This is a genomic window from Blastococcus brunescens (genome assembly GCF_035320885.1).
GTDB lineage: Bacteria > Actinomycetota > Actinomycetes > Mycobacteriales > Geodermatophilaceae > Blastococcus_B > Blastococcus_B brunescens.
In genome coordinates this window covers 862161-877527 of the sequence record NZ_CP141261.1, presented here as the reverse complement: position 1 = coordinate 877527, position 15367 = coordinate 862161, and the positions used below count along the sequence as shown (strand labels likewise).

Here is a 15367-nt window from a genome sequence, read left to right as displayed (position 1 = left end):
AGCATGAACGCCCGTGCGCACCGCGCTCCCACCGGGTAGGCAGGGCGCATGCCACTGATCACCGTCGGTCACGGGCCGCAGGACCGCACGGCCCTCGGAGACCGGCTCACGGGGGCGAGGGTGCAACACCTGGTCGACGTCCGGCGCTTCCCCGGCAGCCGGAACAACCCCGACGTGGCCCGCGACGCCCTCGCCGACTGGCTCCCGGCGCGCGGGATCGGCTACCGGTGGGAGGAGCGGCTGGGCGGCCGGCGGCGGCTGCCTCGCGACGAGCCGGTCGCGGACGCCTGGTGGACCGTCGCCCAGTTCGCCGCGTACGCCGCGCACACCCGCACGCCGGAGTTCACCGCGGCCCTCGACGAGGTGCTCGGGGAGGCCGGCACCGCGACCGTGGCCGTTATGTGCAGCGAGAGCGTGTGGTGGCGCTGCCACCGGCGGCTGATCGCCGACGTCGCCGTCCTCGGCCGGGGTGTGCCGGTCACGCACCTGATGCCCGACGGGCGGTTGACGCCCCACCGCCCCTCCGACGGCGCCGTCCTCACCGACGGCGCCGTCCACTGGCCCGCCCCGCCCACTGTTGATCAGGGAACCTGATCGTTCCGGGTCCTCCCTCACCACCGGTGGTGAGGGAGGACCCCTGTTGACCAGGAGACCTGATCATCAGGAGGCGCGGCTCAGGCCATGTGCGGGTAGCGGTGGTCGGTCGCGGGGGCGAACGTCTCCTTGATCGACCGGGTGCTCGTCCAGCGCTGCAGGTTCTGCGGCGCGCCGGCCTTGTCGTTGGTGCCCGATGCCCGCCCACCGCCGAAGGGCTGCTGGCCGACGACGGCGCCGGTCGGCTTGTCGTTGACGTAGAAGTTGCCGGCCGCGTTCCGCAGGAACCGCTGCGCGTGCGCGATCGCCGACCGGTCCTGGGCGATGACGGCGCCGGTGAGCGCGTACGGCGCCACCGATTCCATCTGGGTCAGCACCGCGTCGTAGTCGGCGTCGTCGTAGACGTGCACCGCGAGCACCGGCCCGAAGTACTCGGTGCTGAACACCTCGTGGCCCGGGTCGGTGCCCTCGATGATGGTCGGCCGCACGAAGAAGCCCTCGCTGTCGTCGGCCGTCCCGCCGGCGATCACGGTCAGCGCGTCGTCGTCCTTCGCCCGGTCCAGCACGCCGGACAGCTTGGAGAAGGACTTCCGGTCGATGACCGCGCCCATGAAGTTGGTGAAGTCGGTGACGTCGCCCTGCTCCAGGGACTCGGTGGTGGCGACCAGGTCGTCCTTCAACCGGGCCCACACGCTGCGCGGGACGTAGGCGCGGGAGGCGGCCGAGCACTTCTGGCCCTGGAACTCGAAGGCGCCCCGGACCATCGCCGTCCGCAGCACGTCGACGTCGGCGGAGGCGTGCGCGACGATGAAGTCCTTGCCGCCGGTCTCGCCGACGATGCGCGGGTAGCCGCGGTAGGAGGAGATGTTCTCCCCACGGTCCGCCACAGGTGCTGGAACACCGGCGTCGACCCGGTGAAGTGGATGCCGGCCAGGTCGGGGTCGGCCAGCGCCACCTCCGACACCGGGATGCCGTCGCCGGTCACCAGGTTGATCACGCCCGGCGGAAGCCCGGCGGCCTCGAGCAGCCGCATCGTGAGGTGCGCGGCGAACTGCTGGGTGGGCGAGGGCTTCCAGACGACGGTGTTGCCCATGAGCGCCGGCGCCGTGGGCAGGTTGCCGGCGATGGCGGTGAAGTTGAACGGCGTGATCGCGTAGACGAACCCCTCGAGCGGCCGGTGGTCGACGCGGTTCCAGACGCCGGGCGAGGACTGCGGCTGCTCGGCCATGATCTGCCGGGCGAAGTGCACGTTGAAGCGCCAGAAGTCGATCAGCTCGCAGGCCGCGTCGATCTCGGCCTGGAAGGCGGACTTGCTCTGCCCGAGCATCGTCGCGGCGTTGAGCGTCTGCCGCCATGGCCCGGCGAGCAGGTCGGCGGCCTTGAGGAACACCGCGGCGCGGTCGTCGAAGGAGAGCTCCTGCCAGCCGGGTGCGGCCTCCTTCGCGCACCGGACGGCGTCCTGCGCGTCGGCGTGGGTGGCGTGCGCCGACGTCCCGAGGACGGCGGCATGCCGGTGCGGCTGGACGACGTCGAACGCCTCGCCGGAGGCCATCCGCTGGCGGCCGCCGATGGTGCTGGTCAGCTCCAGCGGCTCGGCGGCCAGCTCCTGCAGCCGGGCCTGCAGCTCGGCGCGCTCGGCCGAGCCGGGCGCATAGGTGAGGACCGGCTCGTTGCGGGGAGCCGGGACACGGGTGACGGCGTCCATGATCAGACCTCTCAGGACTTGGTATCTCAGGACTTGGTGAGCAGCGAACGGAGGAAGAAGGCGACGTTGGCCGGGCGCTCGGCCAGCCGGCGCATGAAGTAGGCGTACCAGTCCACGCCGTACGGCACGTAGGCGCGAACCCGGGTGCCCGCGGCCGCCAGCCGGCGCTGCTCGTCGGGGCGGATGCCGTAGAGCATCTGGACCTCCCACGAGTCGGCGGCCCGGGAGTGCTGCGCCGCCAGCTCGTGGGCGCGCGCGATCATCGCCGGGTCGTGCGAGCCGACCATCGGGTAGCCGGGGCCGGCCATGAGGATCTCCAGGCAGCGCGCGTAGGCCGCGTCGACGGCCTTCTTCTTCTGGTGCGCGACGTCGGCCGGCTCGTTGTAGGCGCCCTTCACCAGGCGGACCCGCGAGCCGGTCACGGCCAGCGCCTTGGCGTCGTCCTCGGTGCGGAAGAGCATCGCCTGCAGGACGGCGCCGGTGCCGGGGTGGTCCTTGCGCAGCTCGGCGAGGGCGGCGAGCGTCGAGTCGATCGTCCGGTGGTCCTCCATGTCCAGGGTCACCGTCGTGCCGAGCGCGGTCGCCGCCTCCACCACCGGGCGCACCAGCTCCAGGGCCAGGTCGTGACCGTCGGGCAGCGCCTGCCCGAAGGCCGAGAGCTTCACCGACACCTCGGCGCCCTCCCCAGGCCCAGACCACCCAGCCCCTCGAGGGCGGCGAGGTAGGCGTCGCGGGAGTGGGTCGCCTCGGCCCGGGTGGTGATGTCCTCGCCGAGGTGGTCCAGGGTCACCCGGATGCCGTCGGCGGCCAGCGCCCGGACGACGGGGAGCGTGCCGGCCAGGGTCTCGCCCGCGACGAACCGGTCGACCACCCGGCGGGTTGCCGGGGTGCCGGTGACCGCCCGGCGCAGGCCGGGTCGGCGGGACGCCGCCAGCAAGGCCTTCTGCAGGACCACGGGACCTCCTGGCGGGTGGACGACGGCGCCGGGACGACGCACTCCGACGCTAGGCACCGGTACCCGTTCGGGCCAGGGACAGATGTCCAGAACCGACCGCCGTGCTCTCATACAGATGTACAGCTCCAACGGCGGGAGGCGGCGGGATGCGGGACGACCTGCAGGAGCTCGTCGACGAGGTCTCGCGGCTGCTGTCCGCGCCGGCCACGCTCGAGGACGCCGACTTCACGCTGCTCGCGTTCTGCGCCCACGACGACAGCGCCGCGGGCGCCATGGACGCCGTCCGCACCCGATCGATCCTGACCCGCGGTTCCCCGGCAACCACCCGCACCTGGTTCGAGGAGTTCGGCATCGCTGCCGCGGAAGGGCCGCTGCGCACCCCGGCGGACCCGGCGGCCGGCATCCTGACCCGGCTCGTGGTCCCGGTGCGCCACGCGGGCCGGACGCACGGCTACCTCTGGCTCCTGGACGGCGGCCGGATCGACCCGGCCGACACGACCGATCCCGGGCTCGCCGCCGCCGTCGAGCTCGCCGCCGAGGCGGGCCGGCTGCTGGCCTGGCGCGCCGCCTCGGACGACGACCTGGGCCGGCCGCTGTCCGATGCGCTCGGCGGGAGCGCCACCGGCCGCGCCCAGGGCATGCGGACGCTCGCCACGGCTCTCGCCGACGAGCTCCCGCTCGTGGTGGTCGCGCTGGTCCCCGGTCCCGACGGTCTCCCCGTCCGCTGGCAGCGGCCAGGAGCCGGCGCGGTCGCGGCCGTGCTCGACGACCCCGCCGGACCGGTCGCGGCCGTCCTGGTGCCCCTGACGCGATCGGCGGACCTCCGCCCCGCCGGTGCGCTCGCCGCCGCGTCCCTGGCCGGACTCCCCGCGGGAGCACGGCCGGGGTCTCCGAGGTGCGCGCGGGCGTCGCCGACGTGCCCCGCCAGTGGGCTCAGGCCCGGGCCGCGGCGCGCGTCGCCGCGGTCGAGCCCGCCCTCTCCCCGTGGCGCACTGGGCGGAGCTCGGGGCCTGGCGGCCGGTCACCGAGCTTCCCGGCCCCGACCCGGTCGTCGTCCCCTCCTCGCCGACGCCGTGCTCACCGGGACGGCCGAGGCGTTCCTGGACTGCGCGGGCAGCGCGTCGCGGGCGGCCACGGCGCTGCGCATCCACCGGCAGACGCTCTACTACCGGCTCTCCCGCATCGAGGCGGTCACCGGACTCGACCTCGCCGACGGGGGCGCACGCCTGCTGCTGCACACATCCCTGCGCGCAGCCCGCCTGGGCGCCGGCGGCTGAGGGCCCGACCGGGACGGCCACCGGTCGCCTAGGCTCGACCTGATGGCTCCGGGGCAGAGTGCTGCGCGCGCCGGCGACCGCAGCGGGACCGACGTGCTGCGCAGGCTCCGCGCCGGCACGGCCGTGGAGCACGAGCACGTCGAGCGCATCCTCGACCTGCTCGACCGGGACCTGCACCGTGGACGGCTGGCCGACGTGCTGGACCGGATGCACGGATTCTGGGCCGCCGCCGAGGCAGGTCTGGACCGGTGGGCCGCCCGCCACCCGGACGACGCCGCGGCCGTCGACTGGCCGAGCCGACGGAGGACCGGGCTCTTCGCCGCCGACCTCGTCGCCCTGGGTGGGGCACCGACCGACGCCGCACCGGACCTGCCTCCGCTCGACGGCACCGACGCGGCCCTGGGCCGGCTGTACGTACTGGAGGGGTCCACGCTCGGCGGCGTCCTCATCGACCGGCACCTCGCCGCGCTCCCCCACCTCCGCGACGTCCGCCTGCGCGCCTTCTCCCCTACGGCGCCGAGACCGGCGCGATGTGGGCGGCGTTCCGTCGGGCGACGCGCGACCGCGTCGACGCCGGCGGGGACGCCGACAAGATGGTCGAGTCCGCTCGGGCCACGTTCCGCGCGCTCGGCGACTGGTGCCGCACGGCCGCCCCCGCGGCGCCCGCGTGACCGCCCCCGGTCGGCCCGTCGACCACCGGGCCCCGGGAAGCCCCCGTCGACCTCGGCAACGGCGAGCGCGAGCCGATACACCGGCCGCCCCGCGGGAGGGCTGGGTCAGTCGTCCAGCTCGGGCGCGGTGAACAACGGCGTCAGCCCGTCGTCGGGTGGACCGCCCTGCCCGGGCAGCGGCCTCTCGTCCTCGGCGGCGCGCACCTGCAGCAGCGATTCCTCCACCGAGGGCTGCCGCAGTCCGCGGGCGTCCCGCTCCAGTGCAGCCAGGAGCCGTTCCTCGTCGGGCGCCAGGTCGCCGGGGCCCAGGTGCCCACCGGCTCCGCCCGCGTCGGAGCCCGACGCCATGCCGGTGTCCGGGTCGCTGCCGTGCGGTCCGGCCATGCTCATGACGTCTCCTCGTCGGCCTGGCTCGTCGGTGGGATGGCTCATCGGGGAAGTTCGGCTCGAGGCGAGGCACGATCTGCATCTCCGGCACGAAGCTCGTCGGGTGCAGGCACACCAGGGTGCAGACCATGTCCGCCACCGCCGACGGCGGCATCATCAAGTGGGACGGGATCCCCCACTGCGCCATCATCGGGGTGTCCATCGCAGCCGGGATGACCGCCTGCACGCGGCACGGGAACGGACGCTCGGAGCCGTCGGGCTGACGGACCGCCTTCTCCCGCAGCTCCCGCTGGATGCACCGGGTGGCGTTGAGGAATCCGGCCTTCGAGCCGTTGTAGGCGATCGCGCCGCTGCCGGAGGTGATGGCCGACAGGGACACGACGTGCACGACGTCGGCCGTCCGGCCCTCGGGCAGGTCCTGCACCCGCTTCATGAACTCACTGGTCAGGAAGACCGGCCCTCGCAGTTGACCGCCTGGACGCGGCGGTAGTCGTCGAGATCGATGTCAGTGATGTAGCCCGGGCGGTCGATGCCGGCGACGTTGACCAGGACGTCGAACGCGTCGCCGTGCCGGTCGAACAGGTCGGCGACGACCTCCCGGCGGCTGCCGTCATCGGTCACGTCCAGGGGGACGACCTCCGCCGCTCCGCCGGCTTCGGTGACCCGGGCCCGCGTCTCCTCGCTGCCCGCGGCGTCGATGTCGGCGACGACCACGTGCGCCCCGGCCTCCGCCAGGGCCACCGCCGTCGCCCGGCCCAGCCCGCTCGCTGCGCCCGTCACCAGTGCGACCCGGCCCTTCAGGGCACCGTCGTCCCCCATCACCCCTCCGTTCCCCGCGCGGCTCCGTCCCCCACAGCCTGTCCGAAGACGCGAGCGCGCGCAGGTCGGCCGCCGCCGGTCAGGAGATGGCGGCCCGCCCGTGCGCGGTGCCGCCGCGCAGCCGCTGCGCAGGGGTCGCCCAGACGTCGGCGAGGGTGACGGTGCGCAGCCCGCGCTCGGCGATCAGCGCGAGCAGGTCGCCGTACACGGTGGTCACGGTCGGGTGGTTGGCGTGGCCGACGACGATCCGCTGCGCCGTGCACCACGTCCGGGCTGCCGCCATCAGCTCCTCGGCGGTCAGGACCCGGGAGTCCTCGAGCGTCCCGTCCCACATGACCACGGTCGGGTGCCCCTGGTCGGCCGCGATCCGGTCGATGCGCTCGTCGCGGGATCCGAAGGGCGGCCGGAAGAAGGGGCTGTCGCGCACCCCGAACACCGTGCGCAGGAAGTCCCGGTTGCGGCCGATCTCCTCGGCCACCTCGCGATCGCCGAGGGTCCGGAGACCGGGGTGGGACCAGGTGTGGTTGCCGAGCGCCACCTGACCGGACTCGACGAGGGGCCGGATCAGCCGGGCGTTCTCCTCCCACGAGCGGTAGCAGCCGTTCGGGAAGAAGGTCAGCCGGACGCCGCTGTCGGCGGCGAAGGTGGCGAAGGCGGCGACGACCTCAACGCTGGTGCCGTCGTCGATGGTGAGCGCCAGCGACGCGCCGTCGCCGGGCAGCCCCTGGACGACGCCGGTGGGCGGTAGCAGGAGGTCGGCGGCGGGCGCCTCGACCGCGCTCGCCGCGACGGGCGCCAGCGGCGGCGCCGGTGGGGCGGCGACCGGCAGGGGCCGCTCCTGGCCGACAGTGCCGCGGCCCACCGCGGCTCCGGCGAGCCCGGCCGCGAGGGCGAGCAGGAAACTCCGTCGCTCCATGCCGCGGGACCGTATGCAGCCCTCCGGGCGTGTCCGGGAAGCGACATCCGCGACGCGCCGCACCACTTCGGGGCGCTGTCGAGCGGCCGCGAACCGTGACCGGAGCAGTTACCGCTCGTACGCGGGACACGACGTGCCGTCACCCGAGTGAGTGGAACCGCTCCAGCGAGCTCCTCAAATGTTTCAGCACTTCGCCGCGCCTGCCGAAGGGACTCCGCACACACATGGAAGTGCGGATCCACCAAGGAGGTGTACGGAATGAGCAGCAGCAACCTGCATGGACACCCTCCAGACGCGCCGAGTCACGGCGTCACCTGGGGCGGGGTACCCATGCACGCCACGCGGGCGATGACCGTCGCCGTGGCCACGCTCGTGGCGGCAGGGCTCACCGGCCCCGCTACCGCGTCCGCGGCCACGCTGACGTCGTCGGCCGATGCGGTGTCGGTCATCGTGCGCGAGGCCGCCGGTTCGGGGACGCCCCGAGCGCGCGGTCGCGGCGTTCGGGGCTCGGTCACCCGCCAGCTCGGGATCATCGGCGGTTTCACCGCCCAGGTCCCGGCTGACCGGATCGAGGCCCTGCGCGGCGTGCCCGGCGTCCAGTCGGTCAGCGAGAACGCGAGCCTCGCCCTGCAGAACACCGACGTGCAGAGCCAGGCGGCGCAGGCCGGTTCGCTCTACACGATCGCCAACGAGGTCACCGGCGCCTCGGCGATGTGGGACGCCGGCTACACCGGCGAGGGCGTCGACGTGGCGGTCATCGACTCGGGCGCCGTCCCGGTCGACGGCTTCACCGCCGACGGCAAGCTCGTCTTCGGCCCGGACCTCTCCTTCGAGGTCGGCACGCCGCTGGAGAATCTCGACACGAACGGTCACGGCACCCACATGGCCGGCATCATCGCCGGCCGGGACGACGCTGCGAGCGCTCCGTACTCCGGGGATTCGAGCAACTACATCGGCATGGCGCCGGACGCCCGCATCGTCAGCATCAAGGTCGCTGACGCCCTGGGGCACACCGACGTCTCGCAGGCCATCGCGGCCATCGACTGGGTCGTCGAGCACGGGGACGACAACGGGCTGAACGTGCGCGTGGTCAACATGTCGTTCGGCACCGACGGCGTGCAGAGCTACCACCTCGACCCGCTGGCCTACGCGGCCGAGCAGGCGTGGCACGCGGGCATCGTGGTCGTCGTCGCGGTCGGCAACGAGGGCTTCGGGACGGGCAAGGTCAACAACCCGGCCACCGACCCTACGTCATCGCCGTCGGCAGCAACGACGCCAAGGGCACGGCCGACCCGTCCGACGACGTCGCCTCGGCGTTCTCGAACGACGGTGACGGCACGCGCAACCCCGACGTGGTCGCCCCCGGCGAGCGCGTGGTGAGCCTCCGAGCCCGAACTCCTTCCTGGACCAGGAAGCTCCGGCTGCCCGCATCGGGGAGAAGCTGTTCCGCGGGAGCGGCACCTCGCAGGCGGCAGCCGTCGTCTCGGGCGCCGCGGCCCTGCTGATCGACCAGCGGCCGGACATCACGCCGGACGAGGTCAAGGCCCTGCTGATGGGGACCGCCAAGCACCTGCCGAACGCCACGGCGAGGCAGCAGGGCGCGGGGCTCATCGACCTGGCGGCGGCCATGGACGCGCCCACGCCGCAGGGCGTCGTGCAGTCGTACCCGCGCTCCACCGGCAACGGTTCGCTGCAGGCGGCCCGTGGGTCGGTGCAGGTCGAGGTCGAGGGCCAGGCGGTCACCGGTGAGGTCGACGTGGCCGGTCAGGCCATCGGTCACTCGAACGCCCAGACGCTCGCCAAGGGCGTCAAGGACCGGGTCGAGAAGCAGGCCCGCGGGCGTGCCGCGGCGATCGGGAAGCTGCCGGCCGGCAAGCAGGTCCGGGAGATCGCAGCGCTCCCGGCTGCGCAGAAGGCGGCGGTGCTCGACAAGCTGCCGCCGGGGCAGCGGGCCAAGGTGCTCGCGCAGATGCCGGCCCAGGAGAAGACCCAGCTGTCCGGGGTCAGCTGGAGCGGCGTGAGCTGGTCCGGCGTCTCCTGGTCCGGGGTCAGCTGGAGCGGCGTCAGCTGGTCCGGCGTCTCCTGGTCCGGCGTCTCCTGGTCCGGCGTCAGCTGGAGCGGCGTCAGCTGGTCCGGCGTCTCCTGGTCCGGCGTCAGCTGGTCCGGCGTCTCCTGGTCCGGCGTCAGCTGGTCCGGGTCGGACTGGGCGTAAGAGGGAGGTGACGACGATGACGAACGGTGTCTCCGACGCCCGGACCGGTGCAGACCGGCTGAGCGTTCCCCAGCGGATCATGCTGCTCACGGCCGTGCTGGCCGCGGTCGCGGTGGCACTGTTCGTCGTCGTCGTCCGCCCGCTGCCCGCAGCATCCACGGCCGTGGCCCTGCCGTGGGTGCTCTGGGCGGCCGCCTTCGCGCTCAGCGAGGCCTTCCCGGTGCACGTGCAGGTCAAGCGGGATGCGCACACCTTCTCGGTGAGCGACCTCGTGATGGCCGCCGGCCTCGTCCTCACCACCCCCGGCGATCTGGTCCTCGCCCAGGTGGTCGGCGTGGCCGCCGCGCTGGTGCTGCACCGTCGTCAGCGCGGGCTCAAGCTGGCCTTCAACACCGCACTCTTCGCTCTCACCGCGGGCGTGGCCACCAGCCTCTACGCGGCGCTCTGCGCCCCGATGACCCCGGACTGGTTCTGGTTCGCGGCACTGGTGGCCATCGTGGTCGCCACGGTCGTCGGCAACGCCTGCATCTTCGTCGTCATGAGCCTCTCCGAGGGGCGGGTCGACCCGAGCAACCTCCTCGCGATGTGCACCCTCACGGTGCCCGCGGCGGTCGCCGCCGCGGCCATCGGGCTCCTCGTGGCGCGCACCGCGGCGCACGACCCGGCCGCGCTGGCCCTGCTGGCGCTGCCGACCATCCTGATCATCGCCGCCTACCGCGCCTACACCGGCGCACGGGAGCAGCAGGAGAACCTCCGGCTGCTGCACGAGGTCACCTCCCTGCTGCACGCCGGCGACAGCCAGGCGGCGCTGGGCGACTTCCTGGACTCGGTGCGCACGGCCTTCCGGGCCGAGATGGCGGAGCTGGTGCTGATCGGTCCCGGTGGTCCGGAGGGCGCCACCGTGAGCCGGAGCCGCGAAGGCGCGGAACCGGTCGTCATGGCCCCGCTGGACGCACCGGAGAACCAGCAGCGGCTGCTCCGCCTGACCACCGCCTCGGGCGCCCTCACCACCCGCACCGGCACCGGCCGCAGCGAGCCGCTGGACACCTACGCCGCCGCCTGCGGCCTCAAGGACGCCGTCGCCGCGGCGCTGCGCACCGAGGACCGGGTCCACGGGCTGCTGCTCGTCGGTGGCCGCGTCGGCGACGTCACGACCTTCACCTCGCGCGACCTCGCGCTGCTGGACACCTTCGCCCGCCACGTCGCCACCTCGCTGGAGCGCGGCCGGCTCGAGGAGAACCTCCGCCAGGTCACCGACCTGAAGGAGCAGCTGCGGCACCAGGCCTTGCACGACCCGCTCACCGGGCTGCCGAACCGCACCCTGTTCCTCGACCGTGTCCGGCAGGCCGTGGACGCCTCCGGTCGCACCGGCGTCTGGCCGGCCGTCCTCTACCTGGACCTCGACGGCTTCAAGCCGGTCAACGACACCTTCGGCCACGAGGCCGGCGACATCCTGCTGCGCACCGTGGCCGACCGGTTGCGCGGCTGCCTGCGCCCGGCCGACACCGCCGCCCGGCTCGGTGGCGACGAGTTCGTCATCCTGCTCAACGGCCCGATCGACCGGTTCGGCGTGACCCGTGTGGTGGAGCGGATCCGCGCGCAGCTCGAGGTGCCCGTGCTGCTGGGCGACGACGTCGTCACGACCGTGGGCGCCAGCATCGGCGTGGCACTGGGCGAGCCCGGCATCCCCGACGCCGACACCCTCGTCCGGCACGCCGACGTCGCGATGTACGCGGCCAAGCGCTCGGCGGGCACCGACTTCGTCGTCTACGAGCCGGGGCTGGGCAACACCACGTCCACCCGGAAGGACGTCGTGGCCGAGCTGGCCCAGGCGATCGAGGACGGCGAACTGCGGACCGTGTACCAGCCGCTCATCGACCTGCGCAGCGGCCGGCCCATCGGGGCCGAGGCACTGGTCCGCTGGCAGCACCCCGTCGACGGTCTCCGCTCGCCGGACCAGTTCATCGGACTGGCCGAGGAGAGCGGGCTGATCACGAGGATCGGCGAACTGGTGCTGGGCGACGCCTGCCGGCAGGCCGCCCGTTGGGTCGCCGAGTGCCAGGGCCAGGACGACCTGCTGGTGACGGTGAACCTCTCCGCGCGGCAGGTCGCCGACGACCAGATCGTCGACCAGGTGCGCGAGGCCCTCGCCGCCTCCGGGCTCGACCCGCACCGTCTCGTCCTGGAGATCACCGAGACCGTCCTCATGCAGGACCGCGACGCCGCCGCCGCGACCCTGTGGTTGCTCAAGGGTCTCGGGGTGCGGATCGCGATCGACGACTTCGGCACCGGGTACTCCTCGCTGGCCTACCTCCGCCGCTTCCCCATCGACATGCTGAAGGTGGCCCGGGAGTTCGTCGACGGGCTCGGTCGCGACGCCCACGACGACGTGATCACCCGCGCGATCGTGGAGCTGGCCGGGACGCTGGGTCTGCTCACCGTGGCCGAGGGCGTCGAGACGACGCAGCAGTCGGAGACGGTGACCGCGCTCGGGTGCGACATCGCACAGGGCTACCTGTTCTCGCGGCCCATCGAGGCCGACGCGGTGAGCGCCGTCATGTCGGCGTCCTGGCTCTCGGACAACGTCCGTCCGCTGCCGGTCGAGCTGGGCCGCTTGGGCTCGACCGGCGAGCTCGCCTCCGCCTGAGTTCGGCAGCAGGGTGATCTCGGGGTGGAAGATGAAGGGTAGGTGGAGCCGCTCCACGGGATGTTGAGCCGCGTCACGGCGCGGCTCGACGTCCGTTGGCGCGGCTCGACCCGCATGCCGACAGGGCGCTGAGGGACTCGGCAGGGCCTGTCATGACGGGCGGGGACTCCCCACCCGGGAGTCACCTTGCTGCCCAACTCACCCCGGCTTGACGACTCAGGTGGCGGGAACCAGCCCGGCGTCCTCGATCATGCGGGCCTGCTCGCGGCACCACGGGGACCAGGCGTCGCCCTCGGTCTCCTGCCGCCGGCGGAAACCGGCCCAGTCCAACAGCTCCCACTCCTCCACCTCGCTGGCGTCGGGATCGGGCGTGCCGGTGAAGCGACCGAGGTACACCGGGCAGATCTCGTTCTCGACGACGCCCTGGAACTCGGCGCGGTATCGGTAGCCGGGCAGCGCCGGGCGGATGTCGGCCACCCCCAGGCCGAGCTCGAACCGGGCGCGCCGGGCGATCGCGGTGGCGTCGTCCTCGTCGGGACCCGGGTGCCCGCAGACGGTGTTGGTCCACATCCCGGGAACGTCGCCTTGTCCACCGCCCGGCGGGTGATCAGCAGGCGTCCGGCAGCGTCGAACAGGTAGGCGGAGAAGGCGCGGTGCAGCGGGGTCTCGCCGTGGTGCACCAGCGGCTTGGGCATGGTGCCGATCGACCGCCCCTCGTCGTCGACCAGCACGATCAGTTCCATGAAGGGCATTGTCTATTACTTCTGTCGTCCTCCGGACGACACCGCGGCCAGGTGCCCTCCCGCTGCTGCGTCGAGCCCTTCCCGGCCTTCCTCGCGACACCCTCCGGGCGCCACTCGTCACGCCGCCTCGCGGGGCGGCTCCGTCGCCTCCTCAGCGGACCCTCCGGGCCCCCTTCGTCGCGACATCGCGCTTCGCGCGAGGCAGCATCTGGTGAGTGGACAGCTTCCGCCGCGACGGCCTGACCTTCGACGTCCTCGACGCCGGCGCCTCCGACGGCGATCCCGTCGTCCTGCTGCACGGCTTCCCGCAGGACGCGACCGCCTGGGCCGGTGTGGCCCCCGCACTCCACCAGCACGGGCTCCGGACCCTGGCCCCGGACCAGCGGGGCTACTCCCCATGGCCCGGCCACGCGGGCGGTCCCGGTACACGCTCCGTGAGACGACGGCCGACGTCCTCGCCCTGCTCGACGCCGCCGGACTGGAGGGCGCGCACGTCGTCGGCCACGACTGGGGCGGCCTCGTCGCCTGGGCCCTGGCCAGCTGGCACCCCGACCGGGTGCGCACGCTCACCGCCCTCTCCGTCCCGCACCCCGCCGCGATGAGCAAGGCGATGGTGACCAGCGACCAGGCACTGCGCTCGTCCTACGTGGGGCTCTTCCAGCTGCCCCTGGTGCCCGAGCAGCTGCTGCTCGCGGGCGGCGGCGCGGCACTGCGCCGGATGCTGCGCTCCGGCGGGCTCCCCGACGACGCGGTCGAGCACTACGTCGCCAGGATGCGCGAGCCGCGGGCGCTGTCGTCCGCGCTCGGCTGGTACCGGGCGCTCCCTGGAGCGGGCGCGACCCGGTGGGCAGGGTCCGCGTGCCGACGCTGCACGTGTGGAGCACCGGCGACGCCTTCCTCGGGCGGGCGGCCACCGAGGCCACCGCGCAGTTCGTGGAGGCTCCCTACCGGCTCGAGGTGCTCGACGGCGTCAGCCACTGGATCCCCGAACTGGCCCCCGACCGCGTGGCGGAGCTAGTCACCGCCCACGTCCGCACCTCCTGATCTGCGATGACGGAGACCGACACCTCGCTCACCCGGGCCGAGCGGCTCGATCGGCTGCCCTTCACCCGTGAGCACGGCCGGCTGGTCGTCGGCTCCGGGCTCGGCTGGGCGCTCGACGCCATGGACGTCGGGCTCATCTCCTTCGTCATGGCCGCCCTCGCGGTGCAGTGGCAGCTGTCGGCCACCGAGCTCTCCTGGATCGGGTCGATCGGCTTCGCCGGGATGGCGATCGGGGCCACCGTGGGCGGCCTCCTGGCCGACCGGTTCGGACGGCGGCAGGTCTTCGCGATCACCCTGCTGGTCTTCGGGCTGGCGACCGGTGCCGCCGCGCTGTCCTGGTCGGTCGGTGCCCTGCTGGTGTTCCGGTTCGTCATCGGGCTGGGCCTGGGTGCAGAGCTGCCGGTGGCCTCCACGCTGGTCAGCGAGTTCGCCCCCGCCCGGGTGCGCGGCCGCATGGTGGTGCTGCTGGAGGCGTTCTGGGCGGTCGGTTGGACGCTCGCCGCCCTGATCGGCTATTTCGTCGTCCCCGGCAGCGACGACGGGTGGCGGTGGGCGCTGGCGATCGGCGCCGTGCCCGCCCTGTACGCGGCCTTCGTCCGCCGGGCGCTGCCGGAATCCGTGCGCTTCCTGGAGACGCGCGGTCGGGTCGAGGAGGCGGAGGCGGCCGTCCGGCGTTTCGAGGAGGCCGCCGGCGTGCCGGCGGTCCGGTCTCCCGTGGCTCGGCCGGCGCCGTCCCCGGGACCGCGCGCACTGTGGGCCGCCGGCACCCGGGTGCGGACGGCCGCCCTCTGGGTCGTCTGGTTCAGCATCAACTTCGCCTACTACGGCGCCTTCATCTGGCTGCCGACGCTCCTGGTGGCCAACGGGTTCTCCCTCGTCAGGTCCTTCGGGTACACCCTCGTGATCACGCTGGCGCAGCTGCCGGGCTACGCGGTTGCGGCCGTGCTCATCGAGCGGTGGGGACGGCGGGCGACGCTCGCCACGTTCCTCGCCGGCTCCGCGGTCGGCGCCGGCCTGTTCGCCGCCGCCGACGGCGAGACCGCGGTCCTGCTCACCGGAATGGTGCTGTCGTTCTTCAACCTGGGCGCCTGGGGCGCGCTCTACGCGGTGACGCCGGAGGTCTACCCGACGGTCCTCCGGGCGACCGGGGCCGGCGCCGCGGCGGGCTTCGGCCGGCTCGCCTCGATCGCCGCCCCGCTGTGCGTGCCTCCGCTGCTGGCCATCGGAGGCACCGGGATGGTCTTCGGCACCTTCGCGGCATTCTTCGTGCTCGGCGGGATCGCGACGTGGTGGCTGCCCGAGCGCCGCGGCCAGGCACTGGAGGACGTCGCGCACGACCCCGCACGATCGGCTTGAGCCGCGCGTCGCGGGGCCTGGTGGGCCCACCGCGGCCGGAG

General features: G+C 73.6%; 16 protein-coding genes and 2 pseudogenes. 10 read left to right on the top strand and 8 right to left on the bottom strand.

What is annotated here, in order from left to right:
* The first annotated feature begins 48 nt into the window (after window positions 1-48).
* Window positions 49-594, top strand: coding sequence for a DUF488 domain-containing protein (locus U6N30_RS06050; RefSeq protein WP_324276550.1), 546 nt, complete (start codon window positions 49-51; stop codon window positions 592-594).
* Between the two features lie 80 nt (window positions 595-674).
* Here the strand turns inward: U6N30_RS06050 and U6N30_RS06045 are convergent, their stop codons facing one another.
* From U6N30_RS06045 to U6N30_RS06030, 4 genes and pseudogenes are all read right to left on the bottom strand, one after another.
* Complete coding sequence (locus U6N30_RS06045; protein WP_324276549.1) at window positions 675-1481, bottom strand: aldehyde dehydrogenase family protein; 807 nt, start codon at window positions 1479-1481, stop codon at window positions 675-677.
* 59 nt (window positions 1482-1540) lie between these two features.
* Window positions 1541-2146, bottom strand: a pseudogene (locus U6N30_RS06040) (aldehyde dehydrogenase family protein); the annotation flags it as partial.
* Window positions 2147-2325: 179 nt separating this feature from the next.
* The gene (locus U6N30_RS06035) at window positions 2326-2970 is read right to left on the bottom strand and encodes a proline dehydrogenase family protein (RefSeq protein WP_324276548.1); all 645 of its coding nucleotides are present in this window, start codon (window positions 2968-2970) and stop codon (window positions 2326-2328) included.
* Window positions 2961-3254, bottom strand: a complete 294-nt coding sequence (locus U6N30_RS06030; protein WP_324276547.1) for a hypothetical protein — start codon at window positions 3252-3254, stop codon at window positions 2961-2963. The genes U6N30_RS06035 and U6N30_RS06030 overlap by 10 nt, the downstream gene beginning before the upstream one ends.
* A gap of 146 nt (window positions 3255-3400) precedes the next feature.
* On the opposite strand from U6N30_RS06030, the gene U6N30_RS06025 reads away from it, so the two are divergent.
* Both U6N30_RS06025 and U6N30_RS06020 read left to right on the top strand, forming a co-directional pair.
* Window positions 3401-4531, top strand: coding sequence for a helix-turn-helix domain-containing protein (locus U6N30_RS06025; RefSeq protein WP_324276546.1), 1131 nt, complete (start codon window positions 3401-3403; stop codon window positions 4529-4531).
* Window positions 4532-5061: 530 nt separating this feature from the next.
* A complete protein-coding gene (locus U6N30_RS06020) occupies window positions 5062-5202 on the top strand; it encodes a hypothetical protein (RefSeq protein ID WP_324276545.1) in 141 nt (46 codons plus the stop codon).
* 105 nt (window positions 5203-5307) lie between these two features.
* Here U6N30_RS06020 and U6N30_RS06015 read toward each other — a convergent pair whose 3' ends face one another.
* Window positions 5308-5592, bottom strand: a complete 285-nt coding sequence (locus U6N30_RS06015; protein ID WP_324276544.1) for a hypothetical protein — start codon at window positions 5590-5592, stop codon at window positions 5308-5310.
* Window positions 5593-5717: 125 nt separating this feature from the next.
* On the opposite strand from U6N30_RS06015, the gene U6N30_RS06010 reads away from it, so the two are divergent.
* On the top strand, window positions 5718-5852 hold the full coding sequence (locus U6N30_RS06010) for a hypothetical protein (RefSeq protein WP_324276543.1): 135 nt from the start codon (window positions 5718-5720) through the stop codon (window positions 5850-5852).
* Between the two features lie 181 nt (window positions 5853-6033).
* On the opposite strand, the gene U6N30_RS06005 is transcribed toward U6N30_RS06010, so the two are convergent.
* Window positions 6034-6408: an SDR family NAD(P)-dependent oxidoreductase gene (locus tag U6N30_RS06005; protein ID WP_324276542.1), complete on the bottom strand. Its 375-nt coding sequence runs from the start codon at window positions 6406-6408 to the stop codon at window positions 6034-6036.
* Between the two features lie 79 nt (window positions 6409-6487).
* Window positions 6488-7324 carry a polysaccharide deacetylase family protein gene (locus U6N30_RS06000; protein WP_324276541.1) on the bottom strand — a complete coding sequence of 279 codons (837 nt, stop codon included), beginning with the start codon at window positions 7322-7324 and terminating at the stop codon, window positions 6488-6490.
* Between the two features lie 330 nt (window positions 7325-7654).
* On the opposite strand from U6N30_RS06000, the gene U6N30_RS05995 reads away from it, so the two are divergent.
* The 3 genes from U6N30_RS05995 to U6N30_RS05985 are packed head-to-tail and all read left to right on the top strand — an operon-like array spanning window position 7655 to window position 12183.
* Entirely contained in the window at window positions 7655-8704 is a 1050-nt protein-coding gene (locus U6N30_RS05995) for a S8 family serine peptidase (RefSeq protein ID WP_324276540.1), read from the top strand.
* Window positions 8705-8726: 22 nt separating this feature from the next.
* Window positions 8727-9536 carry a S8 family serine peptidase gene (locus U6N30_RS05990; RefSeq protein ID WP_324278181.1) on the top strand — a complete coding sequence of 270 codons (810 nt, stop codon included), beginning with the start codon at window positions 8727-8729 and terminating at the stop codon, window positions 9534-9536.
* 16 nt (window positions 9537-9552) lie between these two features.
* Window positions 9553-12183: a putative bifunctional diguanylate cyclase/phosphodiesterase gene (locus tag U6N30_RS05985; protein WP_324276539.1), complete on the top strand. Its 2631-nt coding sequence runs from the start codon at window positions 9553-9555 to the stop codon at window positions 12181-12183.
* Window positions 12184-12399: 216 nt separating this feature from the next.
* Here the strand turns inward: U6N30_RS05985 and U6N30_RS05980 are convergent, their stop codons facing one another.
* A complete protein-coding gene (locus U6N30_RS05980; RefSeq protein WP_324276538.1) occupies window positions 12400-12753 on the bottom strand; it encodes an NUDIX domain-containing protein in 354 nt (117 codons plus the stop codon).
* 388 nt (window positions 12754-13141) lie between these two features.
* Between U6N30_RS05980 and U6N30_RS33455 the strand changes: the two are divergent.
* The 3 genes and pseudogenes from U6N30_RS33455 to U6N30_RS05970 all read left to right on the top strand — a co-directional run.
* A pseudogene (locus U6N30_RS33455) lies at window positions 13142-13267 on the top strand (alpha/beta fold hydrolase); the annotation flags it as partial.
* Between the two features lie 56 nt (window positions 13268-13323).
* Window positions 13324-13944 carry an alpha/beta fold hydrolase gene (locus U6N30_RS05975; protein WP_324276537.1) on the top strand — a complete coding sequence of 207 codons (621 nt, stop codon included), beginning with the start codon at window positions 13324-13326 and terminating at the stop codon, window positions 13942-13944.
* Window positions 13945-13976: 32 nt separating this feature from the next.
* Entirely contained in the window at window positions 13977-15326 is a 1350-nt protein-coding gene (locus tag U6N30_RS05970; RefSeq protein WP_324276536.1) for an MFS transporter, read from the top strand.
* Window positions 15327-15367: the final 41 nt, after the last annotated feature.